Source organism: Streptomyces sp. NPDC104814 (assembly GCF_055583185.1).
The window spans coordinates 399,617-424,124 of record NZ_JBVJOL010000005.1; the positions used below are offsets into that span (position 1 = coordinate 399,617).

26 protein-coding genes and 1 riboswitch are annotated in these 24,508 nt (G+C 72.5%); of the genes, 12 read left to right on the forward strand and 14 right to left on the reverse strand.

Annotated elements, in window-relative coordinates; translation table 11 throughout:
* The gene (locus ACZ64A_RS20180; protein ID WP_469811797.1) at positions 1-957 is read left to right on the forward strand and encodes an ABC transporter substrate-binding protein; all 957 of its coding nucleotides are present in this window, start codon (positions 1-3) and stop codon (positions 955-957) included.
* A gap of 3 nt (positions 958-960) precedes the next feature.
* On the opposite strand, the gene ACZ64A_RS20185 is transcribed toward ACZ64A_RS20180, so the two are convergent.
* From ACZ64A_RS20185 to ACZ64A_RS20195, 3 genes are read right to left on the reverse strand one after another with little or no spacing between them, the layout of a single operon-like run.
* Complete coding sequence (locus tag ACZ64A_RS20185) at positions 961-1,674, reverse strand: isocitrate lyase/PEP mutase family protein (RefSeq protein ID WP_469811914.1); 714 nt, start codon at positions 1,672-1,674, stop codon at positions 961-963.
* Between the two features lie 14 nt (positions 1,675-1,688).
* Entirely contained in the window at positions 1,689-2,135 is a 447-nt protein-coding gene (locus tag ACZ64A_RS20190; RefSeq protein ID WP_469811798.1) for a carboxymuconolactone decarboxylase family protein, read from the reverse strand.
* Positions 2,132-2,626 carry a carboxymuconolactone decarboxylase family protein gene (locus ACZ64A_RS20195; RefSeq protein ID WP_469811800.1) on the reverse strand — a complete coding sequence of 165 codons (495 nt, stop codon included), beginning with the start codon at positions 2,624-2,626 and terminating at the stop codon, positions 2,132-2,134. The genes ACZ64A_RS20190 and ACZ64A_RS20195 overlap by 4 nt, the downstream gene beginning before the upstream one ends.
* Positions 2,627-2,673: 47 nt before the next feature.
* On the opposite strand from ACZ64A_RS20195, the gene pdxR reads away from it, so the two are divergent.
* Entirely contained in the window at positions 2,674-4,062 is a 1,389-nt protein-coding gene (gene pdxR, locus ACZ64A_RS20200) for a MocR-like pyridoxine biosynthesis transcription factor PdxR (protein WP_469811801.1), read from the forward strand.
* A gap of 175 nt (positions 4,063-4,237) precedes the next feature.
* On the opposite strand, the gene ACZ64A_RS20205 is transcribed toward pdxR, so the two are convergent.
* Complete coding sequence (locus tag ACZ64A_RS20205; protein WP_469811916.1) at positions 4,238-5,068, reverse strand: DMT family transporter; 831 nt, start codon at positions 5,066-5,068, stop codon at positions 4,238-4,240.
* A gap of 140 nt (positions 5,069-5,208) precedes the next feature.
* Here ACZ64A_RS20205 and ACZ64A_RS20210 point away from each other — a divergent pair, with 140 nt between their 5' ends.
* The 6 genes from ACZ64A_RS20210 (at position 5,209) to ACZ64A_RS20235 (ending at position 11,587) form a co-directional block, all read left to right on the forward strand.
* Positions 5,209-5,559 carry a hypothetical protein gene (locus tag ACZ64A_RS20210; protein ID WP_469811803.1) on the forward strand — a complete coding sequence of 117 codons (351 nt, stop codon included), beginning with the start codon at positions 5,209-5,211 and terminating at the stop codon, positions 5,557-5,559.
* A gap of 14 nt (positions 5,560-5,573) precedes the next feature.
* A complete protein-coding gene (locus ACZ64A_RS20215) occupies positions 5,574-6,758 on the forward strand; it encodes a glutathionylspermidine synthase family protein (protein WP_469811805.1) in 1,185 nt (394 codons plus the stop codon).
* A 105-nt stretch (positions 6,759-6,863) separates the two neighbouring features.
* Positions 6,864-6,952, forward strand: a riboswitch (ZMP/ZTP riboswitch).
* Positions 6,953-6,987: 35 nt separating this feature from the next.
* On the forward strand, positions 6,988-8,439 hold the full coding sequence (locus ACZ64A_RS20220; protein ID WP_469811806.1) for a glycine hydroxymethyltransferase: 1,452 nt from the start codon (positions 6,988-6,990) through the stop codon (positions 8,437-8,439).
* Positions 8,440-8,897: 458 nt separating this feature from the next.
* The gene (locus ACZ64A_RS20225; RefSeq protein ID WP_469811807.1) at positions 8,898-9,647 is read left to right on the forward strand and encodes a VC0807 family protein; all 750 of its coding nucleotides are present in this window, start codon (positions 8,898-8,900) and stop codon (positions 9,645-9,647) included.
* A 170-nt stretch (positions 9,648-9,817) separates the two neighbouring features.
* Positions 9,818-10,831: a tryptophan--tRNA ligase gene (gene trpS / locus ACZ64A_RS20230; RefSeq protein WP_469811809.1), complete on the forward strand. Its 1,014-nt coding sequence runs from the start codon at positions 9,818-9,820 to the stop codon at positions 10,829-10,831.
* Between the two features lie 183 nt (positions 10,832-11,014).
* A complete protein-coding gene (locus ACZ64A_RS20235) occupies positions 11,015-11,587 on the forward strand; it encodes a 2'-5' RNA ligase family protein (protein WP_469811810.1) in 573 nt (190 codons plus the stop codon).
* A gap of 10 nt (positions 11,588-11,597) precedes the next feature.
* On the opposite strand, the gene ACZ64A_RS20240 is transcribed toward ACZ64A_RS20235, so the two are convergent.
* Together ACZ64A_RS20240 and ACZ64A_RS20245 are read right to left on the reverse strand one after the other, a co-directional pair.
* Complete coding sequence (locus tag ACZ64A_RS20240; RefSeq protein WP_469811812.1) at positions 11,598-12,353, reverse strand: decaprenylphospho-beta-D-erythro-pentofuranosid-2-ulose 2-reductase; 756 nt, start codon at positions 12,351-12,353, stop codon at positions 11,598-11,600.
* Positions 12,354-12,382: 29 nt separating this feature from the next.
* Entirely contained in the window at positions 12,383-13,735 is a 1,353-nt protein-coding gene (locus ACZ64A_RS20245) for an FAD-binding protein (RefSeq protein ID WP_469811814.1), read from the reverse strand.
* Between the two features lie 122 nt (positions 13,736-13,857).
* Between ACZ64A_RS20245 and ACZ64A_RS20250 the strand changes: the two genes are divergently transcribed.
* Positions 13,858-14,775: a YihY/virulence factor BrkB family protein gene (locus ACZ64A_RS20250; protein ID WP_469811816.1), complete on the forward strand. Its 918-nt coding sequence runs from the start codon at positions 13,858-13,860 to the stop codon at positions 14,773-14,775.
* On the opposite strand, the gene ACZ64A_RS20255 is transcribed toward ACZ64A_RS20250, so the two are convergent.
* Positions 14,741-16,009, reverse strand: coding sequence for a D-alanyl-D-alanine carboxypeptidase family protein (locus ACZ64A_RS20255; RefSeq protein ID WP_469811818.1), 1,269 nt, complete (start codon positions 16,007-16,009; stop codon positions 14,741-14,743). The genes ACZ64A_RS20250 and ACZ64A_RS20255 overlap by 35 nt on opposite strands.
* 91 nt (positions 16,010-16,100) lie before the next feature.
* Here ACZ64A_RS20255 and ACZ64A_RS20260 point away from each other — a divergent pair, with 91 nt between their 5' ends.
* The 3 genes from ACZ64A_RS20260 to ACZ64A_RS20270 all read left to right on the forward strand — a co-directional run bounded on the left by ACZ64A_RS20260 (position 16,101) and on the right by ACZ64A_RS20270 (position 19,404).
* Complete coding sequence (locus ACZ64A_RS20260) at positions 16,101-16,340, forward strand: SCO4848 family membrane protein (RefSeq protein WP_361632337.1); 240 nt, start codon at positions 16,101-16,103, stop codon at positions 16,338-16,340.
* Positions 16,341-16,406: 66 nt separating this feature from the next.
* Positions 16,407-17,693: a metallophosphoesterase gene (locus ACZ64A_RS20265; RefSeq protein WP_469811820.1), complete on the forward strand. Its 1,287-nt coding sequence runs from the start codon at positions 16,407-16,409 to the stop codon at positions 17,691-17,693.
* Between the two features lie 154 nt (positions 17,694-17,847).
* Positions 17,848-19,404, forward strand: a complete 1,557-nt coding sequence (locus ACZ64A_RS20270; RefSeq protein WP_469811821.1) for an ABC transporter substrate-binding protein — start codon at positions 17,848-17,850, stop codon at positions 19,402-19,404.
* 55 nt (positions 19,405-19,459) lie between these two features.
* Here ACZ64A_RS20270 and ACZ64A_RS20275 read toward each other — a convergent pair whose 3' ends face one another.
* The 7 genes from ACZ64A_RS20275 to ACZ64A_RS20305 form a co-directional block, all read right to left on the reverse strand.
* Complete coding sequence (locus ACZ64A_RS20275; RefSeq protein WP_469811822.1) at positions 19,460-20,236, reverse strand: TetR family transcriptional regulator; 777 nt, start codon at positions 20,234-20,236, stop codon at positions 19,460-19,462.
* Between the two features lie 11 nt (positions 20,237-20,247).
* The gene (locus ACZ64A_RS20280; protein ID WP_469811824.1) at positions 20,248-20,733 is read right to left on the reverse strand and encodes a thiol-disulfide oxidoreductase DCC family protein; all 486 of its coding nucleotides are present in this window, start codon (positions 20,731-20,733) and stop codon (positions 20,248-20,250) included.
* A 32-nt stretch (positions 20,734-20,765) separates the two neighbouring features.
* The gene (locus ACZ64A_RS20285; RefSeq protein ID WP_469811826.1) at positions 20,766-21,173 is read right to left on the reverse strand and encodes a hypothetical protein; all 408 of its coding nucleotides are present in this window, start codon (positions 21,171-21,173) and stop codon (positions 20,766-20,768) included.
* A 100-nt stretch (positions 21,174-21,273) separates the two neighbouring features.
* Entirely contained in the window at positions 21,274-21,684 is a 411-nt protein-coding gene (locus ACZ64A_RS20290; RefSeq protein ID WP_469811827.1) for a VOC family protein, read from the reverse strand.
* 83 nt (positions 21,685-21,767) lie between these two features.
* Positions 21,768-22,757: a sensor histidine kinase gene (locus ACZ64A_RS20295; RefSeq protein ID WP_469811829.1), complete on the reverse strand. Its 990-nt coding sequence runs from the start codon at positions 22,755-22,757 to the stop codon at positions 21,768-21,770.
* Positions 22,758-22,938: 181 nt separating this feature from the next.
* Positions 22,939-23,634 carry a response regulator transcription factor gene (locus tag ACZ64A_RS20300; RefSeq protein ID WP_469811830.1) on the reverse strand — a complete coding sequence of 232 codons (696 nt, stop codon included), beginning with the start codon at positions 23,632-23,634 and terminating at the stop codon, positions 22,939-22,941.
* Positions 23,635-23,701: 67 nt separating this feature from the next.
* The gene (locus ACZ64A_RS20305; RefSeq protein WP_469811831.1) at positions 23,702-24,406 is read right to left on the reverse strand and encodes a VanZ family protein; all 705 of its coding nucleotides are present in this window, start codon (positions 24,404-24,406) and stop codon (positions 23,702-23,704) included.
* Positions 24,407-24,508 lie beyond the last annotated feature (102 nt).

Here is a 24,508-nt window from a genome sequence, read left to right on the forward strand (position 1 = left end):
ATGCGTATCCGTACGACCGCCGCCGTCGCAGCGGCGGGCTCGCTGCTGCTGCTCACCGGTTGCGGCGCCGCCGACATGACCAAGCAGGCGTCGCCCTTCGCGAACGCCCGGGGCGCCAAGACGGTCACCCTGTCCGTGCAGTCCTGGGTGGGCGCGCAGTCCAACGTGGCCGTCGCCCAGTACCTGCTGGAGCACAAGCTCGGCTACCGCGTCGACACCGTCCAGGTCGACGAGGTGCCTGCCTGGGACGCGCTCAGCCAGGGCCGGGTCGACGCGATCCTGGAGGACTGGGGCCACCCCGACCAGGAGAAGCGGTACGTCGACGACAAGCACACCATCGCCCGGGCCGGCGGGCTCGGCGTCACCGGTCACATCGGCTGGTTCGTGCCGACGTATCTCGCCGAGCAGCACCCGGACATCACCGACTGGCGCAACCTGAACAAGTACGCCTCGCTCTTCAAGACCGCCGAGAGCGGCGGCAAGGGCCAGCTGATGGACGGCTCCCCGTCGTACGTCACCAACGACAAGGCGCTGGTGAACAACCTGAAGCTGAACTACCAGGTGGTGTTCGCCGGTTCCGAGGCGGCGCAGATCACCCAGATGAAACAGTTCGCCAAGGAGAAGAAGCCCTTCCTGACCTACTGGTACGCACCCCAGTGGCTGTTCAAGAAGGTGCCGATGACCGAGGTGAAGCTGCCTCCGTACAAGGAGGGCTGCGACGCGGACGCGGCGAAGGTCGCCTGCGCCTACCCGCACACCCCGCTGCAGAAGTACCTCAACGCGGGCTTCGCGCACCGCGGGGGCAAGGCGGCGGCCTTCCTGAAGAAGTTCCGCTGGACGACCGAGGACCAGAACGAGGTCGCCCTGATGATCGCCGAGCAGAAGCTGTCGCCCGAGCAGGCGGCGAAGAAGTGGGTGGACAGCCACCCCTCCACCTGGAAGGCGTGGCTGTCCTGACCGTCAGATCGCCTCGGCGATCTCCTCCAGGGCCCGTGCGGCCCGGCGCTGCAGCCCCGGTCCGAAGGTGATCCGGGTGGCCCCGCGCTCGCCCAGTGCGGCGGGCGTGGGGCCCTCGCCGAGCCGGGCCAGGGCGTTCAGGGGCCCCTCGGTCCCGGCCCGCAGCAGCGGCAGCACGTCGGCGGGGGCGAGGATCGGATAGACGCAGTCGGCGCCCGCCGCCACGTACAACGCGGCCCGCTCCAGGGCCCGTTCGGGGTCGCCGTCACCGTGGACGAAGGTGTCGATCCGGGCGTTGAGGAAGAGCCGCTCCCCTGCGGCGGCCCGTACCTCGGCGAGGAACGCGGCGTGCTCGTGCGGGTCCTTGAGCCGGCCGCCCGTGGAGTCCTCCAGGTTGCAGCCCACGGCACCCGTCTCCAGCAGCCGCTCCACCAGCTCCTTCGGGGCCAGTCCGTAGCCGTCCTCGATGTCCGCCGACACCGGCACGTCCACCGCCCGCGCGATCCGGGCGACGGCCGCGAACATCTCGTCGGCCGGGGTCTCACCGTCTTCGTACCCGAGAGAGGCGGCCACGCCGGCGCTCGGGGTGGCGAGCGCCGGGAAGCCGGCCTTGGCGAACACCCGGGCGCTCGCCGCGTCCCACGGTCCGGGCAGGACGAGGGGGTCGCCGGGGGAGCGGCGACGGTGCAGGGCGCGGAACGCCGCGGCCTTGTCCATGACGGGCTCCTCGGTCACCATGCGGGGCCTCCCGGCGGGACGCGGCGGCTGACCATCAGCCGGTTCCAGCTGTTGATGACCGCGATCAGCCCCAGCAGATGGGCCAGTTCGCGCTCGTCGAAGTGCCTTTCGGCACCCTCGTACACCGCGTCCGGCACGAAGCCGCCGGTGAGCACGGTCACCGCCTCCGTCAGCTCCAGCGCCGCCCGCTCGCGGGCGCTGTAGCGGTCGCCGGCCTCCCGCCAGGCGTTCAGCAACTGGATCCGCTCGTCCGACTCGCCGTTCTTGCGGGCGAGCGTCACATGCATGTCCAGGCAGAACGCGCACTGGTTGAGCTGCGAGGCGCGGATCATCACCAGCTCGGCGAGGGCCGGGTCGCCCAGTCCCCGCTTGGCGGCGGCGCCCGCCTGCTGCAACGCGTCGCGGACCCCGGCGTCCAGCAGGGTGGTACGGGCCGTCACGCGTGCTGTCCCGGGGTGTAGTGGCCCGGGATCATGCGGCAGGTCACGCCGAACCGGTTCCAGGCGTTGATCACCGTGATCGCGGCGATCAGCTGAGCGAGCTCGGCCTCCTCGAACTGCTTGGCGGCCTGCTCGTACACCTCGTCCGGCACGAAACCGTCGGTGAGGACGGTGATCGCCTCGGCCAGCTCCAGCGCCGCCAGTTCCTTCCCGGTGTAGAAGTGCCGGGACTCCTCCCAGGCGCTCAGCTGCACGATCCGCTCCACGCTCTCCCCGGCCGCGAGCGCGTCCTTGGTGTGCATGTCGAGGCAGAACGCGCAGTGGTTGAGCTGCGAGACGCGGATCTTCACCAGCTCCGCCAGCTTCGGGTCGAGGCCCTTCCGGGCGGCCACGTCCAGGCGGATCATCGCCTTGTACACCTCGGGCGCGTGCTGCGACCAGTTCAGGCGGGCCGGAGTCTCGGGGGCGTAAGCGACGTTCTCTGAGGTCATGCCCTTGAGCCTAGGAGCCGGGCAGCCCAGGGGTATGGTCCATTCCCATGGCGAAACCTTGGGCCACTTTCGGGGTCGACCTGCACCTGGAACCGTCCGGTCCAGGCGTGCGACGGGGACTGACCGACGCGCTGCGCGAGGCCGTGCGCGGCGGACGCCTCGCCCCCGGCACCCGGCTGCCCTCCTCCCGCTCGCTCGCCGCCGACCTCGGCATCGCGCGCAACACCGTCGCCGACGCCTACGCCGACCTCGTCGCCGAGGGCTGGCTCACCGCCCGGCAGGGCTCCGGCACCCGGGTCGCCGAGCACACCGCCGTGCCGCGTCCGCAGGAGCGCCCGGCACCCCGTCACCGCGAGCCCGGCCGGCCCACGCACAGCCTGATCCCCGGCGTGCCCGACCTGTCCTCCTTCCCGCGCGCCGAGTGGCTCAAGGCCGCCCGGCGCGCCCTGGCCGCCGCGCCCGACGACGTCCTTGGCTACGGCGACCCGCGCGGCCGTATCGAACTGCGCACCGCGCTCGCCGGTTACCTCGCCCGCGCCCGGGGCGTGCGCGCCGACCCCGGCCGGATCGTCGTCTGCAACGGCTTCGCCCGCGGCCTGAAACTCCTCGCCGAGGTCCTGCACGGACGCGGCCTGCGCAGCCTCACCGTCGAGTCGTACGGCCTCGACGTGCACTGGGACCTGCTGCACCGCACCGGCCTGACCACCGTCCCGCTGCCCCACGACGAGGCCGGGCCGCGGATCGACGCCCTCGGCGACGCCGGCGCGGTGCTGCTCAACCCCACCCACCAGTTCCCGCTCGGCGGCGCCCTGCCGCCCGAGCGGCGCGCGGCCGCCGTGGAGTGGGCGCGGCGCACCGGCGGCCTGATCCTGGAGGACGACTACGACGGCGAGTTCCGCTACGACCGCCAGCCCGTCGGCGCGCTCCAGGACCTCGACCCCGACCACGTCGTCTACCTCGGCACCGCCAGCAAGTCCCTCGCGCCCGGCCTGCGGCTGGGCTGGATGGTGCTCCCCGAGTCGCTGCTGCCGGAGGTCCTGGAGTACGGCGGCGCCCGCTCCGTCGGCATCCTCGATCAGCTCGCCCTGGCCGAGTTCCTCACCTCCGGCGCCTACGACCGGCACGTCCGCGCCGCCCGGCTGCGCTACCGGCGCCGCCGCGACGCCCTGGTCGCCGCGCTCGCCGCCCGCGCACCGCAGGTCCGCGTCACCGGTATCGCGGCCGGGCTGCACGCCGTACTGCGGCTGCCGCCCGGCACCGAGCAGGCGGTCGTGCAGGCCGCGGCCTGGCAGGGCCTCGCCGTCACCGGCCTCGACTACTACCGCCACCCCGACACGACCGCCGACCCCCTCGAGGCCCTGGTGGTCGGCTACGGCACCCCCTCCGACCACACCTGGCCCCAGACCCTGGAGGCCCTGTGCCGCGCGATGCCCTGACGAAGGGTCAGCACGGGTGCGGCCGGGGCCGGGGGCGTGGGCGTAATGCCGGCGGCTCCGGCGTGGCGTCCGGAAGGCCGTGAGGCGCGGTGTCAGTGGCTCCGGCGGTGGCTCCCCGAGGCCGACACCGACGTCGGCGCAGCCCTCTTGTCCCCGTCCGCGTCCGTGCCGTGGCTCAGCTCTCCGGCGCGGGTTCCGGGGCCTCTCCGAAGCGGGCCAGGGCGAGGGCACCGGCCACGGCCACCGCGAAGCCGAGGATCGCCAGCCAGGCCAGGCCCTCGCGGGTGCGGTCGCCCAGCCAGACCACGCCGATCAGGGCCGGGCCCACGGTCTCGCCGATCACCATGCCGGCCGTGGCCGTCGTCACCGAACCCCGCTGCAGGGCCGACGTCAGCAGCAGGAACGCGGCGCCCCCGCCGAGCAGCAGGGCATACGCCGCCGGGTCCCGCAGCAGGTCCAGCGGGTCGAGGGAGTCGATCAGCCGGACCGTCACCTCCACCACCCCGAAGCCGAAACCCGCCCCGAGCCCCAGCAGCAGCGCCCGCGCCCGCCCGGTGAGCCGCCCGCCCACCGCGCCCAGCAGCAGCACCCCCGCCGCCGTCGCGAGCATCGCCCAGTCGAGCCCCGCCGGTCCGCTCTCCTCGCCCTCCGTGCCCGAGGCCAGCCCGAGCATCGCCAGGCCCGCGCACACCACGCCCACCGCGGCCCACTCCACCGCGCTCAGCCGCGTCCGCAGCAGCCGCGCCGCGGCCACCGCCGTCACCGCCAGCGAGGCGGCGAGGGCCGCGCCGACCGCGTAGATCGGGACCGAGCGCAGCGCCACGATCTGCAGCAGGAAGCCGACGCCGTCCAGCCCGAGCCCCGCCAGATACCGCCACTGCCGCACCGCCCGCAGCAGCAGCGCCGCGTCGCCGCCCCGGCCCGGAGCGGCGGCCGCCCGCGCCGCCACCGCCTGCAACACCGTCGCCGTACCGAAGCAGACCGCCGCACCGAGCGCGCACACCATTCCGAAGAGCATCAGGCGACTCTAAGCGAGCGGTCCGGGTAAGGGGCTCTTGCACGTCCCCTCTCACCGGTCTCTAGGCTGACCGCCGAGAACGAGACATCCTTTCGACGGCGAAACAACCGCAACCACGGGGGAAAGACATGGCCGACGCACGGCGGCAACTGCGCTCCGGCACAGTGGTCCTCGGCGGGATGGGGCTGCTCGCGGCCGCCCTCACCGCCTGCTCCTCGGACCCGGACAAGCGCTGCGTGGACCGCGACAGCTACAACGCCCTCAAGGGCTACAAGGTCGTCTCCGACAAGAACTGCAAGGCCGGCACGGGCACCGGCACCTGGTACTACGGCGGCAAGAAGAAGAGCGGCTGGGTCGACGGCGGCTCCTTCACCAAGCCCCGCAAGGGCGGCGGCGGTTCGGGCGGCAGCGGCGGAAGCCACGGCGACGGCGTCGACCGCGGCGGCTTCGGCGGCGGCCACGGCAGCGGCGGCGGCTGAGCGGACGACGACCCATGGAACGCCGTACCGTCGCACCCCGCCCCGGCTGGCAGCAGACCGTGGAGGCGCAGGGCCTGATCTACCCGCTCACCCGCTACCCCGACGACTCCCTGCGCCCCTACTGGGACGAGAGCGCCTACTACGTCTTCTCCCTCGACGAGGTCGAGGCGCTGGAGGAGACCGTCGAGGAACTGCACCGCATGTGCCTGGCCGCGGCCGGCCACATCGTCGAGGAGAACCGCCTCGCCGACCTCGGCATCACCGACCCGCGCGTCGCCGGGGCGGTCACCGAGGCCTGGCACCGCCGCGCCGAACTGCCCTCCGTCTACGGCCGGTTCGACCTGCGCTACGACGGCACCGGCCCCGCCAAGCTGCTGGAGTACAACGCCGACACGCCCACCTCCCTGGTGGAGGCCGCGTCCCCGCAGTGGTTCTGGATGGAGGACCGCTTCCCCGGCGCCGACCAGTGGAACTCCCTGCACGAACGCCTCGTCGCCGCCTGGCGCGGTCAGGCGAAGCTGCTGCCGCCGGGCAGCCCCCTGTACTTCGCGCACTCCGCCGCCGACGAACTCGGCGAGGACCTGATGACGGTCGCCTACCTCAAGGAGACCGCCGAGCAGGCCGGGCTGGAGACCGACTGGATCTCCATGGAGGAGATCGGCTGGGATCCGCTCTCGGGCCGCTTCGTCGACAACCGGCTCCGGTTCATCCGCAGCGTCTTCAAGCTCTACCCCTGGGAGTGGCTCACCACCGACCGTTTCGCCGGTCACGTCCTCGGCACCCTCGACAACGGCGGCGGCACCGGCTCCACCCTGTGGATCGAGCCCGCGTGGAAGATGCTGCTCAGCAACAAGGCGCTGCTGGCGATCCTGTGGGAGCTGTACCCCGGCCACCCCCACCTGCTCCCCGCCTACCTCGACGGCCCCCGCGAACTGGCCGACGGGCCCGGCTGGGTCGCCAAGCCGCTGCTCGGCCGCGAGGGCGACGGCGTCACGGTCCACGAGCCGGGCAGCGCACCCGCCGTCCGCGACGAACCCTGCTGCTACCAGCAGCTCGCCCCGCTGCCCGCCTTCGACGGCAACCATGTCGTCCTCGGCGCCTGGGTCGTCGGGGACGAGGCGGCCGGCCTCGGCATCCGCGAGTCCTCCGGCCTGATCACCGACGAGTACGCCCGCTTCCTGCCGCACGTGATCCTCTAGGGGGGCGAGACACCCCCTGGCCCCGGCGTCGCCCGGTCCGGACGACACCCCCTCGCCCGGATGGTGGACGGCCCCGCCCGGCCGTCCGGACCGCCCGGTAGGCTGGCAGCGGGCCGTGACTGGCGCGCTGGGATGGGATGGACCATCGGGGAGCGGCCCCTGCGAAAGCTGTGCCGTGCGCCTGGGCCGAACCGTGAACGCCGTACCCACCACGTCCGGAGGTCCCCCGATGGCCGACAACGGTCCCCTCTCCACCGAGTCCACCGCCTACCGCGCCGCCCTCGACGTGATCCGCGCCGTCGAACCGCGGGTCGCCGACGCCATCGGCCAGGAGGTCGCCGACCAGCGCGAGATGCTCAAGCTGATCGCCTCGGAGAACTACGCCTCCCCGGCGACCCTGCTGGCGATGGGCAACTGGTTCAGCGACAAGTACGCCGAGGGCACCGTCGGCCGCCGCTTCTACGCCGGCTGCCGCAACGTCGACACCGTCGAGTCCCTCGCCGCCGAGCACGCCCGCGAACTCTTCGGCGCCCGGCACGCCTACGTCCAGCCGCACTCCGGCATCGACGCCAACCTGGTCGCCTTCTGGGCCGTCCTCGCCGACCGCGTCGAGGCGCCCTTCCTGCAGAAGACCGGCGTCCGCCAGATCAACGACCTCACCGACGCCGACTGGGCCGAGCTGCGCCAGGCCTTCGGCAACCAGCGCATGCTCGGCATGTCCCTGGACGCCGGCGGCCACCTCACCCACGGCTTCCGCCCGAACATCTCCGGCAAGATGTTCGACCAGCGCTCCTACGGCACCGACCCGGCCACCGGTCTCATCGACTACGAGGCCCTGCGCACCCAGGCCCGCGAGTTCAAGCCGCTGATCATCGTCGCCGGCTACTCCGCGTACCCCCGTCTGGTGAACTTCCGGATCATGCGCGAGATCGCCGACGAGGTCGGCGCGACCCTCATGGTCGACATGGCGCACTTCGCGGGCCTCGTCGCCGGCAAGGTCCTCACCGGCGACTTCGACCCGGTCCCGCACGCCCAGATCGTCACCACCACCACGCACAAGTCGCTGCGCGGCCCGCGCGGCGGCATGGTCCTGTGCGACGACTCCCTCAAGGACCAGGTCGACCGCGGCTGCCCGATGGTCCTCGGCGGCCCCCTGCCGCACGTCATGGCCGCCAAGGCCGTCGCCCTCGCCGAGGCCCGCCGGCCCGCGTTCCAGGACTACGCCCAGCGGATCGTCGACAACTCCCGCGCGCTCGCCGAGGGCCTGACGCGCCGCGGCGCCACCCTGGTCACGGGCGGCACGGACAACCACCTCAACCTGATCGACGTCGCCGGCTCCTACGGCCTCACCGGCCGCCAGGCCGAGCAGGCCCTGCTCGACTCCGGCATCGTCACCAACCGCAACGCGATCCCGGCCGACCCGAACGGCGCCTGGTACACCTCCGGCATCCGCATCGGCACCCCGGCGCTCACCACCCGCGGCCTCGGCACCGCCGAGATGGACGAGGTCGCCGGCCTGATCGACCGCGTCCTGACGGCCGCCGAGCCCGGCACCACCAAGTCCGGCGCCCCCTCCAAGGCGGCCCACGTCCTGGACGCGAAGATCTCCGACGAGATCTCCCGCCGCGCCACCGACCTCGTGGCCGGCTTCCCGCTGTACCCCGAGATCGACCTGGGCTGACCCCCTCCCGCTGGTCGGAGGCCGATCAGCTCCCGACGAGGCTCGTCCCGCGGGGGGGGGGGGGGGGGGGGGGGGGGGGGAGGGGGGGGGGGGGGGGGGGGAGGGGGGGGGGGGGGGGGGGGGGGGGGGGGGGGGGTACGTACNNNCCCTTGGCACCCGGGGGCCGACGGGGGCGGCCCCCCTCCCTTTGTTGGGGGGCGGGTAAGCCCCGGATGGGGTTTGTCCCGTGGCGGCCCGGCACTGCGCCGGCCCGCCGCGCGGCGTAGGGGCACCGCCCGAGGACCGACCGACTCACGCCTTCCCCCGGCCGCATCGCGCGCCCCCTTCGCTCGCCCGGCGCGGCCGCCGCGCACGGGCTCCCCCGGCTATTGCGCGCGGGGAAGCGCTCCGGAATGATCACCCGCGACCTTTCGGCCACACCCGGCCGCCATCAGTACGAAAACTTCATCGGGGGAACCATGACGGCTCAGGACGCCACGACCACGCCGGACCCATCCGCGGCGCCGGACATCCCGGCGTCACCCGCGGCCGAGCGCCCCGCGCCGCCCGCCCGGTCCCGGGGCGCGGCCCTCGGCGGGTGGGTCCTCACCATCGGGCTCAACGTGGCCGCCCCGATCCTCACCTACAACGCCCTGCGCGACCACGGCTGGAGCGAGTTCGCGGCGCTGCTCGCGAGCGGTGCCTGGCCGGTGCTCGACAGCGCCCTCCACCTGGCCTGGCGGCGCCGTCTCGACGAGTTCGCCGTGGTGACGCTGGTGTTCCTGGTGATCACGGCCGTGGTGTCGCTCGCCGGCCCGCACTCGGCGCTGTCCCTGCTGATCAAGGACTCGGTCGTCACCGGGCTGTTCGGGCTGCTGTGCCTGGTCACGCTGGCCGCGCCGCGCCCGCTGATGTTCTACTTCGGCCGCAAGTTCGCCACCGACGGCACGCCCGCGAGCACCGCCTGGTGGAACGGCCTGTGGGAGTTCGAGGGCTTCCGCACGACCATGCGGACCATGACGACGGTCTGGGGCGTGGCCTACTGCCTGGAGGCCGTCGTCCGCATCGCGCTGGCCTACACGCTCAGCACCGACACCATGGTCTCCCTGAGCCCCGTCATGATCTACGGCGTGCTCGGCGCCCTCGCCCTGTGGACGGCGCTCTACGGCAAGCGGGCCCGCCGCAAGGGCGAGGAACGCACCGCGGCCCTGGCCGCCGCGCGGGCGTAGGGCACACCCCCACCGCATCCCGGCCGGCGCTCGTCGCCGACCGGGTGCCGCGCGCCCTGTGGCCTCCGTCCCACCGGAGGACGATCTTGTTACACGGCCCGCGACGATTCGGTTCCGAGCTGTTTCCGACCAGTTCCTGTTCGACCCTCCCGCTCTGAGAGAATGGGCCCATGGCCTCTGATCGACCCCGCGTGCTGTCCGGCATCCAGCCCACCGCCGGCTCGTTCCACCTCGGCAACTACCTCGGCGCCGTCCGCCAGTGGGTGGCCCTCCAGGAGTCCCACGACGCCTTCTACATGGTCGTGGACCTGCACGCGATCACGGTCCCGCAGGACCCTGCCGACCTGCGTGCCAACACCCGCCTCGCCGCCGCCCAGCTCCTCGCCGCCGGCCTGGACCCGGACCGCTGCACCCTCTTCGTGCAGAGCCACGTGCCCGAGCACGCCCAGCTCGCCTGGGTCATGAACTGCCTCACCGGCTTCGGCGAGGCCTCCCGCATGACCCAGTTCAAGGACAAGTCCGCCAAGCAGGGCGCCGACCGCGCCTCCGTCGGCCTGTTCACGTACCCGGTGCTGCAGGTCGCGGACATCCTGCTGTACCAGGCGCACGAGGTGCCGGTCGGTGAGGACCAGCGCCAGCACATCGAGCTGACCCGCGACCTCGCCGAGCGCTTCAACGGCCGCTTCGGCGAGACCTTCACCGTGCCGAAGCCGTACATCCTCAAGGAGACGGCGAAGATCTACGACCTTCAGGACCCGTCGATCAAGATGAGCAAGTCGGCGTCCACGCCGAAGGGGCTCATCAACCTCCTCGACGAGCCGAAGACGACGGCGAAGAAGGTCAAGAGCGCGGTCACCGACACCGACACCGTCATCCGCTTCGACCCGGAGAACAAGCCGGGCGTGAGCAACCTCCTCAGCATCTACTCCACCCTCACCGGGGCGGGCGTCGCCGAGCTGGAGGAGAAGTACGACGGCAAGGGCTACGGCGCGCTCAAGACGGACCTCGCCGAGGTCATGGTCGAGTTCGTGACGCCGTTCCGGGAGCGCACCCGGAGTTACCTGGACGACCCGGAGACGCTGGACTCGATCCTCGCCAAGGGCGCGGAGAAGGCGCGTGCCGTGGCCGCGGAGACGCTGGCGCAGGCCTACGACAGGGTCGGATTCCTGCCTGCCAAGCACTGACCCGGCCGGCGCGCACGCCCCAGCGGAGACGGTACGGCGGCTCACCCTGCGCGGTGAGCCGTACAGCACACGTCCGCACCCGCCCAACACCGCGGCGGCAGCCGTACAGTCGATAACCGAAGGCTGCCGCGGCAGCCGCCCCTGCCCCGGACCCGCCGGGACAGCCCGACGACAGGAGACGACGTGGGGACCGTAACGATCGGCGTGTCGATCGCGGTCCCGGAGCCTCACGGCAGCCTGCTCCAACAGCTGCGCGCGGGCTTCGGTGACGCCGCCGCCCACGGCATCCCCACGCACGTCACCCTGCTGCCGCCGACCGAGGTGGACGCCTCCGCCCTGCCTCAGGTCGAGGCCCACCTCACCCGGGTCGCCGCGGCCGGCCGCCCCTTCCCGATGCGGCTGGAGGGCACGGGCACCTTCCGCCCGCTGTCCCCGGTCGTGTACGTCAAGGTCGTCGAGGGCGCCCAGGAGTGCACCCGGCTCCAGCAGCAGGTCCGCGACGCCTCCGGTCCCGTCGAGCGGGAGCTGCAGTTCCCCTACCACCCGCACGTCACGGTGGCGCACGGCATCGACGACGCCGCCATGGACCGCGCCTACGCGGAACTCGCCGGCTACACGGCCGACTGGTCCTGCACCGGCTTCGCCCTGTACGAACAGGGCGCCGACGGCGTCTGGCGCAAGCTCCGCGAGTTCGCCTTCGGCGGCGCGGTGGTCCCACCCCAGGCCGGCAGCATCGAACAGAGCTCCCTGCGCTAGCGGACCTGCACTAGAGCGGCAGCCTGCGGAACACGCCGCGGGGCAGGTGTCGCAGGGCCGTCATCACCATGCGCAGGGCGCCCGGTACCCATACCGTTTCCGAGCGGCGGCGCAGGCCGAGTTCGATGGCGGCGGCGACCGCCTCCGGTGTCGTCGTGAGCGGTGTCTCGTCCGGACCGTCCGTCCGCGGTGTCCGCACACTCCCGGGTCGTACGACCATGACGTGCACGCCCGTGCCGTGCAGCGCGTCGCCCAGGCCCTGGGCGAAGGCGTCCAGGCCGGCCTTGCTGGAGCCGTAGATGAAGTCCGAGCGGCGGGCCCGCTCGCCGGCCACCGAGGACAGCACGACGAGCGAGCCGTGCCCCTGGCCCTGCAGGGCGCGGGCGCTGACCAGGCCCGCGCTGAGGGCACCGGTGTAGTTGGTCTGCGCGACGCGCACCGCGGCGGACGGTTCGCGTTCGTCGCGTGCCTGGTCGCCGGGGACGCCGAAGGCGAGCAGCACCAGATCGATGTCGCCCTCCGCGAACACCTTGCCGAGGACCGTCTCGTGGGCCTCGGGGTCGAGGGCGTCGAAGGCGACGGTGCGGACGTCGGCGCCGAGGGCGCGCAGGCTCTCGGCGGCCCGCTCCAGGCCGGGGGAGGGACGCCCGGCCAGCCACACCGTGCGGGTGCGGCGGGCGATCAGCCGGCGCGCGGTGGCCAGCGCGATCTCGGACGTGCCGCCGAGGACGAGCAGGGACTGGGGAAGACCGAAGGCGTCCTTCACGAATGGCTCCTGGGTGTCACGGGCGGGGGTCACAGACCGAGGCGGCGGGCGAGGTCGGAGGTGAACACCCCGCCCGGGTCCAGCTCCGCGCGCAGCCGGCGGAAGTCGGCCAGGCGCGGGTACATCGCGGTGAGCAGGTCCGGGCGCAGCCGGGCGTCCTTGGCGAGGCAGACCCGGCCGCCCGCCGCGGCGACCTCCTCGTCCAGGCCGTCGAGGAGGGCGGCGAGGCCGGGAAGGCGCGCCGGGAGGTCCAGGGCGAGGCTCCAGCCGGGCGCCGGGAACGACAGCCAGCCGGACCCGGCTTCCCCGAAGCGCTTGAGCACGGCCGGGAAGGACGGGCAGCGGTGCTCGGCGAGGCGGCGCACGATCCGGCGCAGGGCGTCCTCCTCGCCGTAGCCGAGGAGGCACTGGTAGTGCACGAGCCCGCCGCGCCCGTAGACGCGGTTCCAGTGCGGGACGCCGTCCAGAGGGTGGAAGAAGGCGGCGACCGGCCGCAGTTCGGTACGCGCGCGTGCCGCCCTGCGGTGCCGCAGCTCTCCGGTCAGCGCTGCGGCGGTGCGGCCGAGCAGCCCCGTGGGGACGAAGGCGGGCGGGGCGGGCAGCGGGCGCGGGCGGAAGGCCAGGGGTTCGTGCCACGCGCGGGTGCCCGGGCGCAGGGCGGCCACCGGCGCGTGGTCGGCGTGGGTGACGAGGCCCCGGCCGGTGGCGGCGCCGCGGGCGAGCAGGTCGATGCGGGCGGCGGCGTGGCGGTGGCGCCGGGCGGCGTTCGCCAGGCCGGCCATCACCTCGTCGAGGTCACGCGCGCGTTCGGTGCCGACCGACATCAGGGCCGTCTCGACGGGCAGCAGCCGGAGCGTGGCCGTGAGGATCACCCCGGTCAGGCCGAGACCGCCGACGGTCGCGTCGAACAGCGGGGTGCCGTTCGCGACGGTGTGCACCGAGCCGTCGGCGGTGAGGAGTTCGAACGCCGCCACATGGCGGGAGAAGGCGCCCGCGACGGGATGGTCGCTGCCGTGCACATCGCCGGCGATCGCACCGCCGACCGTCACCTGGCGGGTGCCGGGAACCACCGGGACGAACCAGCCGAGCGGCAGCAGTACCTCCATCAGCCGGTGCAGGGAGACCCCCGCGTCGCACAGCACGGTTCCGTCGTCGGCGTCCACGACATGGATGCGGTCCAGGCCCGTCATGTCGAACACGTGACCGCCGGCGTTCTGCGCCGCGTCCCCGTACGCCCGGCCCAGCCCGCGCGCGATGCCTCCACGGGCCCCGCAGTCCCGGACGGCGGCCACGGCCTGCGCGTAGTCGCGGGGGCGGATCAGCCGGGCGGTGGTGGGGGCGGTGCGGCCCCACCCGGTGACGGGCACGGTGTCGGTTGCCATGAAAAGACGCTATCGACACGATATGCGGCGTTGGTTTACTAACATTCCGACTCTGCACGAAACGGGTGATAAGTGAGACAACGGCCATGCATCACCGGGCCGTGGCGGGGGAGATCACGACCATGGACTGGCTGACAGGACTCCCCGTCATCGGACCGCCCCTCAAGCGGCTGATGCTCACGCACGCGTGGCGGTCGTACGAGCGGCTGGACCGTGTGAAGTGGACGCGGCTGGCCGCCGCGATGACGTTCGTCAGCTTCGTCTCGCTCTTCCCGCTGCTCACCGTCGTCGCCGCGGTGGCCGCCGCCACCCTCGGCGCCGACCGGCAGAAGACCCTCGAGAACAAGATCGCCCAGCAGGTCCCGGGCATCTCCGACCAGCTCGACATCCAGGGCCTGGTGAACAACGCGGGCACCGTCGGCCTCATCGCCGGCGCGGTGCTGCTGTTCATCGGCATCAACTGGGTCGGCCAGATGCGGGACTGCCTGCGGGCGGTGTGGGAGCTGCCGGACAGCACGGAGAACCCCCTGCTGAACAAGGCCAAGGACGGCGGCATCCTGCTCGGTTTCGGCGGGGCGGTGCTCGCCACGCTCGCCGTCTCCGCCGTCGCCTCCGCCGCCGTCGACTGGATCGCCGGCCAGGCCGGACTCGACGAGCACGGCTGGGGCAGCGCCCTGCTGCGCGTCGCCGCGTTCGCCGTGGCCGTCCTCGCCGACTTCCTGCTCCTGCTGTACGTGCTCACCCTGCTGCCCGGCGTGGAGCCCGCGCGTCGCCGCCTGGTCGTCGCCGCCCTGCTCGGCGCGGTCGGCTTCGAACTGCTCAAGCTGCTGCTCAGCGGCTACATCCAGGGCGTCGCCACGAAGAGCATGTACGGCGCGTTCGGCATCCCCGTCGCCCTGCTGATGTGGATCAACCTCACCTGCAAGCTGCTGCTGTACTGCGCCGCCTGGACGGCGACGCGCAGCAAGGAGGAGGACGGCGTCGCCGTGGACGAGGGCGCGGACGTCAGCGCCGACGCCCCACCGGCCAGCGGCGGTTGACGACGAACGCGCCGCCGCCCAGCAGCACCAGCGCCCCGCCGGCGATACCGAGCGCGATGCCCATGCCGCTGGAGCCGCTCGCGGTCGCCGCGCTCGCCGCCGCCTTGCCGCCGGAGGCCCCGCCCGACGCGGTGCCGCCCGATGTGCCGGAGGAGGCCGTGGCGCCGGGCTGGGCGTCGCCGCCGACGCTCCTCGGCGCCACCAGCTCACCCACCGGCCGCACCTTGCCGGCCGCCTGGAAGCCCCAGTCGAACAGCCGCGCGGTCTCCTTGTAGACCTCGTTGTGCTCGCTCTTCTCCGGGTGCATCACCGTGACGAGCAGCACATGACCGCCCCGTTCGGCGACGCCGGTGAAGGTGGCGCCCGCGTTGGTGGTGTTGCCGTTCTTCACGCCCGCGATGCCCTGGTACACGGGGACGTCGCGGTCGGTGCCGCTCAGCAGACGGTTGGTGTTCTGGATCTCGAAGGGCTGACGGACCGCTTTGCCCGACTTGTCCTTCCTCGTCTCGCCCGGGAACTCGGCCCTGACCGTCGAGCAATACTCGCGGAAGTCCTTCTTCTGCAGGCCGGAACGGGCGAACAGGGTCAGGTCGTAGGCCGAGGAGACCTGCCCGGGAGCGTCGTAACCGTCCGGGCTGACCACATGCGTGTCGAGCGCCTGGAGTTCCTCGGCGTGCTGGTTCATCTCCTTCACGGTGGCCTCCACGCCGCCGTTCATCGACGACAGCACGTGCACCGCGTCGTTGCCGGAGCGCAGGAAGACACCGAGCCACAGGTCGTGGACCGTGTAGGTCTCGTTCTCCTTTATCCCGACCAGGCTGGAGCCGGCACCCATGCCCGCCAGATCGCTCGGCACCACCTTGTGCTGCGTGGAGGCGGGGAACTTCGGCAGCACCGTGTCCGCGAACAGCATCTTCATCGTGCTCGCCGGCGCCAGCCGCCAGTGCGCGTTGTGCGCGGCCAGCACCTCACCCGACTCCGCGTCGGCGACGATCCAGGAGCGCGCCGTGACGTCCTTGGGCAGCACCGGAACCCCGGAGGCCAGGTTGACCTGCGTACCCGGGCGGCCCAGTTGCGCGCCGCCCACCTGGGACATGGACGCCGGGGGCGTGGCCGACGGGCTCGGCGGCGGGGACGGGGCCGCGAGGGCCGCCGGCGAGGTCAGCGCGAGGGACAACAGGGTCGCGGAGGTGACCAGCAGGGATCGCCTGCCGGTCCTGCGGTGAGCGGGCACGACGCAGAACGTACCTCCCGCGCCCGCCGAAGTCGCGCCCCGCCCCCCACCCCGGACACGGAACCGGACACCCGGCGGCGATACTGGAGGTATGAAGCTCAGCCGCCGGGTCTCGTGGTTCCTGCTCGCCTTCGGGGTGTGGAGCCTCGTCATCTGGGTCACTTTCATCAAGAACTTGATCAAGGACAGCAGCGGGCTCGCCTTCGACGACGGACACCCGACGGCGTACTTCTGGGTGCACCTGCTGCTCGCGGTCGTTTCCTTCGTATTGGGGACGGCCATCGGGGTCATCGGGTTGCGTGGAGTGCGCGCACTGCGCCGCACGTCATAGCCGGCCGGACGGCCGGCACGCCGTCCGACCGGCCGGAAACCGACCGTCAACGGGGGACACGACACGGTGGTCATCGTCTTCGCGCTCGTGGCGCTGCTCGTCCTGGCCGTCCTGGTGTCGGCCAACTGGTACGTGTGGCGACGCCTGTTCCGCGACACCACCGCAGGCCCCGGCCGCACCCGCCGCCTGGGCGCGGCCCTGATCGCGGGCGGCTGGGCGCTCGCCGTCGGCGCGCTCGTCGCCGAACGCGCCGGCGCCCCCTTCTGGCTCCAGCGCGTCCTCGCCTGGCCGGGCTTCCTGTGGCTGGCCCTGTCGATCTACCTGCTGCTGGCCGTCCTCGCGGGCGAACTGCTGCGGCCGCTGCTCCTGCGACTGCGGCGACGGCGCGCGAGCACCGGGACGGACGCGCTGGGACAGGCCGTACCGCGTCCCGCCGTGCCCCGGCCGGCACCCCCGCCGGAGGCCGCCCCCGTGGGCGCGCCCTCGCAGGCCGCCGAGCGGCCGGAGCCGCCCGCACCGGCCGCGGACCCCTCCCGCCGGCTGGTCGTCTCCCGTTTCGTCGCCGGCGCGGCGGCCGCCGCGGCCGTCGGCACCGTCGGCTACGGCACCTACGGCGTGCTGCGCGGCCCGAGTGTGAAACGCGTCACGGTGCCGCTGGCCAAACTGCCGCGCGCCGCACACGGTTACCGGATCGCCGTGGTCAGCGACATCCACCTCGGCCCGATCCTGGGCCGCGGCTTCGCGCAGAAGGTCGTCGACACGATCAACGCCACGCAGCCCGACCTGATCGCGGTCGTCGGCGACCTCGTCGACGGCAGCGTCAAGGACCTCGGTCCGGCCGCGGCCCCGCTCGCCGGGCTGGAGGCCCGGCACGGCGCGTACTTCGTCACCGGCAACCACGAGTACTTCTCCGGCGCCGAGCAGTGGGTCGAGGAGGTGCGGCGGCTCGGCCTGCACCCGCTGGAGAACGCCCGCACCGAGATGCCCTGGTTCGACCTCGCCGGCGTCAACGACGTGCAGGGCGAGAGCGAGGGCCACGGCCCGGACTTCACCCGCGCCCTCGGCGACCGGGACACCACGCGCGCGTGCGTGCTGCTCGCCCACCAGCCCGTGCAGATCCACGAGGCCGTCCGGCACGGCGTCGACCTCCAGCTCTCCGGTCACACCCACGGCGGCCAGCTCTGGCCCGGCAACCTCGTCGCCGCGGCCGCCAACCCGACCGTGGCCGGGCTGGAGCGCTACGGCGACACCCAGCTGTACGTCAGCCGGGGCGCCGGCGCCTGGGGCCCGCCGACCCGCGTCGGCGCCCCCTCGGACATCACGGTGATCGAACTGGCCTCCCGCCAGGCCTGAACGAACCTTCACGAATCAACCAAATCCTCTTCCGTTGCATGGAACTCCTGTGATTGATTGAGCCGCGCGCCACTAATAGGGGAGTGGCCGCCACTGGGGGGAGTGGCACTTGCACAGGGGGCCCGGATCGGGCCCGTGGGAGGGCAACACCACCATGCGATCACTTCGCATGCGCGTTTCGGCGGCCGTACTCGTCCTGGCGGCCGCCGGTGTGGCCGGCTGGCAGATGCTGCCGTCACAGGGCAACAAGAACAAGACGATCGTGGTCGGTACGACGGACACCATCACGTCGCTCGACCCGGCCGGCGCCTACGACGCCGGTTCCTGGGCGCTGTTCAGCAACGTCTTCCAGTCGTTGCTGACCTTCGAGCCCGGCGGTACGCAACCCGTGCCGGACGCGGCCAAGAGCTGCGCCTTCGTCGCGGGCAGCCTGCGCGTCTACCGCTGTGAACTGCGGGACGACCTGACGTTCCCCAGCGGCCGCGAGGTGAGCGCGACGGACGTGAAGTTCTCGTTCGACCGCATCAAGAAGATCAACTCCGATGTCGGTCCGGCATCCTTGCTGTCCACGCTCGCCTCGGTGGAGGCACAGGGCCGCACGGTCACCTTCCATCTGTCGTCCCCGGACGCCACGTTCCCGTTCAAGGTGGCCACCGGCGCCGGTTCCATCGTCGACGCCGAGCAGTACCCGGCCGACAAGCTGCGCGAAGGCACCGCCGCCGACGGCACCGGGCCGTACGAGCTGGCCTCGTACACCAAGGGCGGCAAGGCCGTCCTGAAGCCCAACTCCCGCTACCGAGGCGCCATCAACAGCACCGGCACGCCGATCGAGCTGCGCTACTACAAGGACCCGAAGGCCCTGCACAACGCCTGGAAGGCCAAGCAGGTCGACGTCGCCACCCGCCAGCTGCCGCCGGACGTGCTGGCCGGGCTCAACGCCAGCGACCCCGGGCAGCGCGTCTTCGAGGCCGACAGCTCCGAGACCCGCAACCTGTACTTCAACACCCACAAGGGCGCCCCGCTGCACGACGCGCGCGTGCGGCAGGCGGTGGCCTGGCTGGTCAACCGCGAGCAGCTCGCCGGAGACGTCTACGACGGCACCGTGGAGCCGCTGTACTCGCTGATCCCGACCGGCATCATCGGCCACACCGCGTCGTTCTTCGACAGCTACCCCAAGCAGAACGCCGCCAAGGCGCGGGCACTGCTCACCGACGCCGGGGTCAGCCTGCCGGTCCGCTTCACCTACGGCTACGGCATCGGCAGCGGCGCCGCCGAGCAGGAGGCGAAGGAGATCAAGCGGCAACTGGAGGCGAGCGGCCTGTTCCAGGTCGACGTCAAGGGCTACGAATGGACCGACTTCCAGAAGCACTGGGCCACCGGCAAGCTCGACGCGTACGCCGTCGGCTGGGTCGCCGACTACCCCGACCCGGACACCTTCACGGGCCCGCTCGTCGGCAGCGCCGCCACCATGAACACCGGCTACAGCGACAAGACGGTCGACGCGCTGATCCGCTCCTCGCAGCAGTACGCCGACCGCAGCCGCTCCGCCCAGGACTTCCGCCGCCTGCAGACCCAGGTGGCCGACGACGTGCCGGTGATCCCGCTGTGGCAGAGCAAGGAGTACGTGGTCACGAAGGTGGACGTCAGCGGCGGCCAGTACCTGTCCGACGGCAACGGCGTGTTCCGGCTGTGGCAGCTGACGTGGATCTGATGCGGCCCTGAGGCGCATCCGACGGCAGGCTGACGGGCGCCCAGCGGGGCCGGGATCACCCGTCCCGGCCGGGGTCCTTGTCCTCCGGCTCCGGCGTGGGTGCGGGCGCGGGCAGCATCTTCGTCATGCCCGGCAGGAAGTCCGTGAACAGCTCGTGGACCTCGCGCACCAGCGGGCGCAGCACCCGGAAGCGGGCCAGCGCCACGCCCCGTGCCGTGATGCGCGCGCCCCGCTCGGCCAGCCGGTAGCTGCGCTCGCGCCCCGGGGTCCGGTCGAAGATCCAGTACAGCACCAGCCCCATCTGCGCGAGCCACATCAACTCGGGCAGTGCGTCCCGCAGTTCCTCGGGGACCTTCGTCTTCCTCGCCCCGCGCAGCACCTCGCGGTGGACGCTGATCGCCTCCTCGCGGGCGTGCTCCGACTCCTGCGAGAAGGGGCTCAGCGGGCTGTCCGGGTCGGCGGCGTTCTTGAAGAACTGCACCGCGAACTCGTGGTACGGCGCCGCCACGTCCAGCCAGGTCCTCAGCACGCCCGCGAGCCGCGCCTCGAAGTCGCTCTCGCGCTCCAGAACGCCGCGGACCGCCGCCTGGTGCTCGGCGGCGATCCGGTCGTAGAAGCCCTGGATCAGGTGCTCCTTGCCGGCGAAGTAGTAGTAGGCGTTGCCGACGGAGACTCCGGCCTCCTGGGCGATGGCCCGCATGGTGGTCTTGTCGTAGCCCCGTTCCTGGAACAGCCGCATCGCCGTCTCCAGGATCAGCGCACGGGTCTGCTCCGATTTCTCGGACTTCGGGGTCACGGGGCCCTCATGCGGGCTGTCGTTCTTGGCGGGCACGACACCAGAGCCTAGTCAGTGGCGCAGGTGCCGTCGTCACAGCCGGGTGCGTCGTACGTCCAGCCCGCCCCGCGGTCGTACGACCAGCCGTCGCCCCGCCGGTACACCCGACCGCCCCGTCCCTGCTGCCGCCCCCGCCACTTCGCGGCGGCGAGGACCGCGCCCCGGGCGAGTTTCGCGCCCGCCGGGGTGCTGAGCCGGCGGGCGAGGGGGCGGTGCTCGCGCAGGGCCCACAGGACGACGATCCAGGCGGCGGTGTCCCGGTAGACCTGGCCACCGTCGCCGACGACCGTGACCTCCTGAAGGGTGGCCCCGTGGTCGAGGCCCGGGAAGCGCCGGCGGGCCTCGTCCGACCCGGCCGGCACCAGCTCCAGCGGCACCAGCTGCGGCTGCCGTACGAGCCAGTCCCGCAGGAAGCCGCACAGGGAGCACTGGGCGTCGTAGAGGACGGTGAACCCCCGCACGGCCGGCGGCGCCCCGGCGGTCACGACGCTCATGCCCCGATGCTCGGCCCCGGCGGTCACGACGCTCATGCCCCGGTGCTCGGTGCGACCCAGCCCTGCGGCGGCACCGGCGGTACCTGCTCGCGCTCCATCACGCCGCGCCGCCGGATCCGGTTGAGCACGTACACGTTGCCCAGGTGCATCACGCCGAGCACGAGCAGGACCACACCGAGCTTGGTGGACAGGGCCTCGAAGATGCCGCGGGCGTCCTGGATGGTTTCGTCGCCGCTCAGGTAGAGGGCGACGAAGCCGAGGTTGACGAGGTAGAAGCCGACGACCAGGAGGTGGTTGACGGCGTCGGCGAGCTTCTCGTTGCCGTGCAGGACGTCGGCCAGGAAGACCCGCCCGTTGCGGCTGAGGGTCCGGGCCACCCAGACGGTCAGCCCGATGCTGACGACCAGGTAGATGACGTAGGCGATGACGGTGCGGTCCATGCCCCACCCCTTCTTGAACGCGTTCAAAACGCTGACAGTGACGACTGTAGACCTGTTTTTGAACACGTTCAACTCGCCTGTGGAGGCCGGTACGACCCCGTCAGCTCCGGCGCGCCAGCTCGGGCCGCTTGCTGTAGTCCGTGAACCCGATGACGTTGCCCCACGGGTCGGCGATCTCGACGGTCCACCCGGTGGCGACGGCGAACGGCATCTCCAGCGGCGTGATCCCGGCCGCCACGAGCCTCAGTGCGGCGAGCTTGGCGTCGGGCACCTCCACCCACACCCGCGGGGCGGCCCACGCGGGTGACCGGTACCCCAGCGCGTCCTCCTGCCGCAGCAGCACGCCCGGCGTCTCCCCGCCGACCTTCAGCAGCGCGATCCCGGCCTCGTCCAGTCGGAACCCGACGACGAACCCGGCCCGCTCGTAGAACTCGACGGCTTCCCCGAGCTCCCCGACCGGCAACAGCACGTTGTCGAACCCGAGCAGCTCGTACGACTCTTCGTCAGACATGTCGTCAGATTAGAGCGCACACGGTGCCAAACCCGACAAAAACGCCCGATGGTGCCGTGGGCTTCCGCCGGCCGGCGCGACGCCTACGGCGTGCCGGGAAGCCGGACGGTGACGAGGAGACCGCCGGCGGGGCGGGCCACGAGATCCACGGTCCCCTCGTGGGCGCGGACGATGCTGTGCACGATGGCCAGGCCGAGGCCGGCACCGGCGTGCTCGTCGGAGCGGACGCGTTCCGTTCCGCGCCGGAACGGCTCGACGAGCGTCGGCACCAGGTCCGGTGCGAGCCGGCGGCCCGTGTTCTCGACCCGCAGCACGCTCGTGCGATCCCGCGTCTCGGTGTGGACGGTCACGCTGCCGCCGACGGGCAGATTGTGGACGACGGCGTTCTGGACGAGGTTCGTCACCACCCGCAGCAACAGCTCGGCCGAACCGCGGGCCGGGGCCGCCCCGCCGGTGACGTCGAGCGTGATCCGGCGCTGCTCGGCCAGGGGAAGCAGCGTCTCGGCGGCTTCCTCGGCGATGAGGGAGAGGTCGACCCGCTCGCGGGTGAAGTTCCCCCGGTCGCCGCGGCCGAGCAGCAGGAGGGCCTCGGTGAGCCCGATCGCGCGGGTGTTGACGGCGTGCAGACGCTCGATGAGGTCGTCCCGGTCCCGCGTGGGGTCCTTGCGGGCGACGTCGAGCAGCGTGCGTGAGATCGCCAGCGGGGTGCGCAGTTCGTGGGAGGCGTTCGCGGCGAACCGCCGCTGTTCGGCGACGTGGGACTCGAGTTGCCCGAGCATCGAGTCGAACACGTCGGACAGTTCGCGGAATTCGTCCCGGCGGCCCTTCATGCGGATCCGGTGGGACAGCGAGCCCTTCCCGGCCAGCCGCGCCGCGTCCGTGATCCGGGCGAGAGGGGAGAGCATCCGGCCGGCGAGGAGCCATCCCCCGACGAGACCGAACACCAGCAGGAAGACCATCGCCACGGCCGCGGCGGGGGCGAAGGTGTGCACGAGGAGATAGCGGTTGGGCGAGATCCCGAGCAGGCCCTGTGGGTTGTCGGGTACGTAGCGCAGCAGGAACATCCACACCACGGCCAGCAGGAGAGCACCGGCGACGGCGAGGAACCCCGCATAGCTGAGGGTCAGCTTCAGCCGGACGCTGAGCCCCGGGCCCCTGGGGCCTGTCGTTCGGTGCGACTGCGCGCACCGGACCCCGCTCGGGTCGGCCGAGGGACACCGCACCTCACATCCGGCCTGATCCGAACGACAGGCCCTAGGCACGCGGACCGTCCGCGCGGGTGACGTCGGGGCCGGCGTCGATGCGGTAGCCGACGCCCGGCACCGTGGCGATGACCCAGGGTTCGCCGAGCCGTTTGCGCAGGGCGGAGACCGTGATGCGCACGGCGTTGGTGAGAGGGTCGGCGTTCGCGTCCCAGGCCCTCTCCAGCAGTTCCTCGGCGCTGACGACCCCGCCCTCGGCGGCGACGAGGACCTCCAGCACCGCGAACTGCTTGCGGGTGAGCGCTACATGGCGTCCGTCGCGGAAGACCTCCCGGCGGAAGGGGTCGAGCCGCAGGCCCGCGATCTCGCGGACCGGGGGCCGGGCGTAAGCGCGTCTGCGGTCCAGCGCCCTCAACCGCAGGACGAGTTCACGCAGGTCGAACGGTTTGGTGAGGTAGTCGTCGGCGCCCAGCTCGAACCCGCTGGCCTTGTCGTCGATCCGGTCGGCGGCGGTGAGCATCAGGATCGGCATGCCGCTGCCGGAGGCGACGATACGCCGGGCGACCTCGTCGCCGGAGGGGCCGGGGATGTCGCGGTCGAGGACGGCGAGGTCGTAGGAGTTGACGCCGAGCAGCTCCAGGGCGGCGTCCCCGTCACCGGCGATGTCTGCGGCGATCGCCTCCAGCCGCAGACCGTCACGGACGGCCTCGGCCAGATAGGGCTCGTCCTCCACGATCAGTACGCGCATGTCCGAAGCGTAGGCAGCACGCCGTATCGCCGGCGTATGCAGGACGTGGGCACACCCGGCACGCGGCTCAGCCCGCGGACACCGGCGCGGGGCGGGAGCGGTCCGCCGGCGCCTGCGCGGTACCGCGCCACCAGGGGCGTGACGCCAGCGCGGCCAGCACCACGCCCGCGGTGTTGACCAGTACGTCGTCCACCGAGGACACCCGGTCCAGCCGCAGCACGTACTGCGTCGTCTCCACCAGCGCCGAGAAGAGCGCACCGAGCGCCAGGACCCGCGGCACGGACGCCAGCGCCGCGAACCGCACCGGGGCGAAGAACCCCAGCGACGCGAAGGCCAGCAGATTGCCCACGATGCCGAGCGTCCCCATCGTGACCAGGTCCCGCAGCGGCACCAGGCTCACCCGCTCGGGCACGACGCCGGCCCCGGCGCCCGGCATCATCGTCAGCCACAGGGACGGCAGCGTCCCGTGGACCAGGCCCACCTCGGCCACCGACGTCCGCCGGGCCGAGGGGACGCCGGCGGCACGCCGACGGCTCGCCAGGACCCACGCCACCAGCGCGGACAGCGGCAGCGCGACCAGGGTCATGAGCACCACCCCGTTGAACGTGTCGTAGCAGCCGTGCCATCGCCCGGCCGCGCACATCGGTGCGGACATCATGAGCGGCCGCCGCAGGAGGAACGCGGCGCCCGCGAGGGCGAGGACCGCCAGACCGAGGAGCACGGTCCGGAGCGTGCGGCGCGGCGGTGCCGGCCGGGGCGTGTGGTGGCTCATGCCCTCATTGCAGCCGCAGGGCCGTTGCGACGCCGTATGCGCTTTTGCATACGCCCGCGATACGCGCGTACGGAGAGGGCCCCGCTCCCCGGTGTGGTCACC

Excerpts from the sequence above, each read along its gene's own strand:
- ACZ64A_RS20180 (WP_469811797.1), top strand. The coding sequence starts at position 1 with ATGCGTATCCGTACGACCGCCGCCGTCGCAGCGGCGGGCTCGCTGCTG.
- ACZ64A_RS20185 (WP_469811914.1), bottom strand. The coding sequence starts at position 1,674 with ATGGACAAGGCCGCGGCGTTCCGCGCCCTGCACCGTCGCCGCTCCCCC.
- ACZ64A_RS20195 (WP_469811800.1), bottom strand. The coding sequence starts at position 2,626 with ATGACCTCAGAGAACGTCGCTTACGCCCCCGAGACTCCGGCCCGCCTG.
- pdxR (WP_469811801.1), top strand. The coding sequence starts at position 2,674 with ATGGCGAAACCTTGGGCCACTTTCGGGGTCGACCTGCACCTGGAACCG.
- ACZ64A_RS20205 (WP_469811916.1), bottom strand. The coding sequence starts at position 5,068 with ATGGTGTGCGCGCTCGGTGCGGCGGTCTGCTTCGGTACGGCGACGGTG.
- ACZ64A_RS20210 (WP_469811803.1), top strand. The coding sequence starts at position 5,209 with ATGGCCGACGCACGGCGGCAACTGCGCTCCGGCACAGTGGTCCTCGGC.
- ACZ64A_RS20215 (WP_469811805.1), top strand. The coding sequence starts at position 5,574 with ATGGAACGCCGTACCGTCGCACCCCGCCCCGGCTGGCAGCAGACCGTG.
- ACZ64A_RS20220 (WP_469811806.1), top strand. The coding sequence starts at position 6,988 with ATGGCCGACAACGGTCCCCTCTCCACCGAGTCCACCGCCTACCGCGCC.
- ACZ64A_RS20225 (WP_469811807.1), top strand. The coding sequence starts at position 8,898 with ATGACGGCTCAGGACGCCACGACCACGCCGGACCCATCCGCGGCGCCG.
- trpS (WP_469811809.1), top strand. The coding sequence starts at position 9,818 with ATGGCCTCTGATCGACCCCGCGTGCTGTCCGGCATCCAGCCCACCGCC.
- ACZ64A_RS20245 (WP_469811814.1), bottom strand. The coding sequence starts at position 13,735 with ATGGCAACCGACACCGTGCCCGTCACCGGGTGGGGCCGCACCGCCCCC.
- ACZ64A_RS20250 (WP_469811816.1), top strand. The coding sequence starts at position 13,858 with ATGGACTGGCTGACAGGACTCCCCGTCATCGGACCGCCCCTCAAGCGG.
- ACZ64A_RS20260 (WP_361632337.1), top strand. The coding sequence starts at position 16,101 with ATGAAGCTCAGCCGCCGGGTCTCGTGGTTCCTGCTCGCCTTCGGGGTG.
- ACZ64A_RS20270 (WP_469811821.1), top strand. The coding sequence starts at position 17,848 with ATGCGATCACTTCGCATGCGCGTTTCGGCGGCCGTACTCGTCCTGGCG.
- ACZ64A_RS20280 (WP_469811824.1), bottom strand. The coding sequence starts at position 20,733 with ATGAGCGTCGTGACCGCCGGGGCGCCGCCGGCCGTGCGGGGGTTCACC.
- ACZ64A_RS20285 (WP_469811826.1), bottom strand. The coding sequence starts at position 21,173 with ATGGACCGCACCGTCATCGCCTACGTCATCTACCTGGTCGTCAGCATC.
- ACZ64A_RS20290 (WP_469811827.1), bottom strand. The coding sequence starts at position 21,684 with ATGTCTGACGAAGAGTCGTACGAGCTGCTCGGGTTCGACAACGTGCTG.
- ACZ64A_RS20300 (WP_469811830.1), bottom strand. The coding sequence starts at position 23,634 with ATGCGCGTACTGATCGTGGAGGACGAGCCCTATCTGGCCGAGGCCGTC.
- ACZ64A_RS20305 (WP_469811831.1), bottom strand. The coding sequence starts at position 24,406 with ATGAGCCACCACACGCCCCGGCCGGCACCGCCGCGCCGCACGCTCCGG.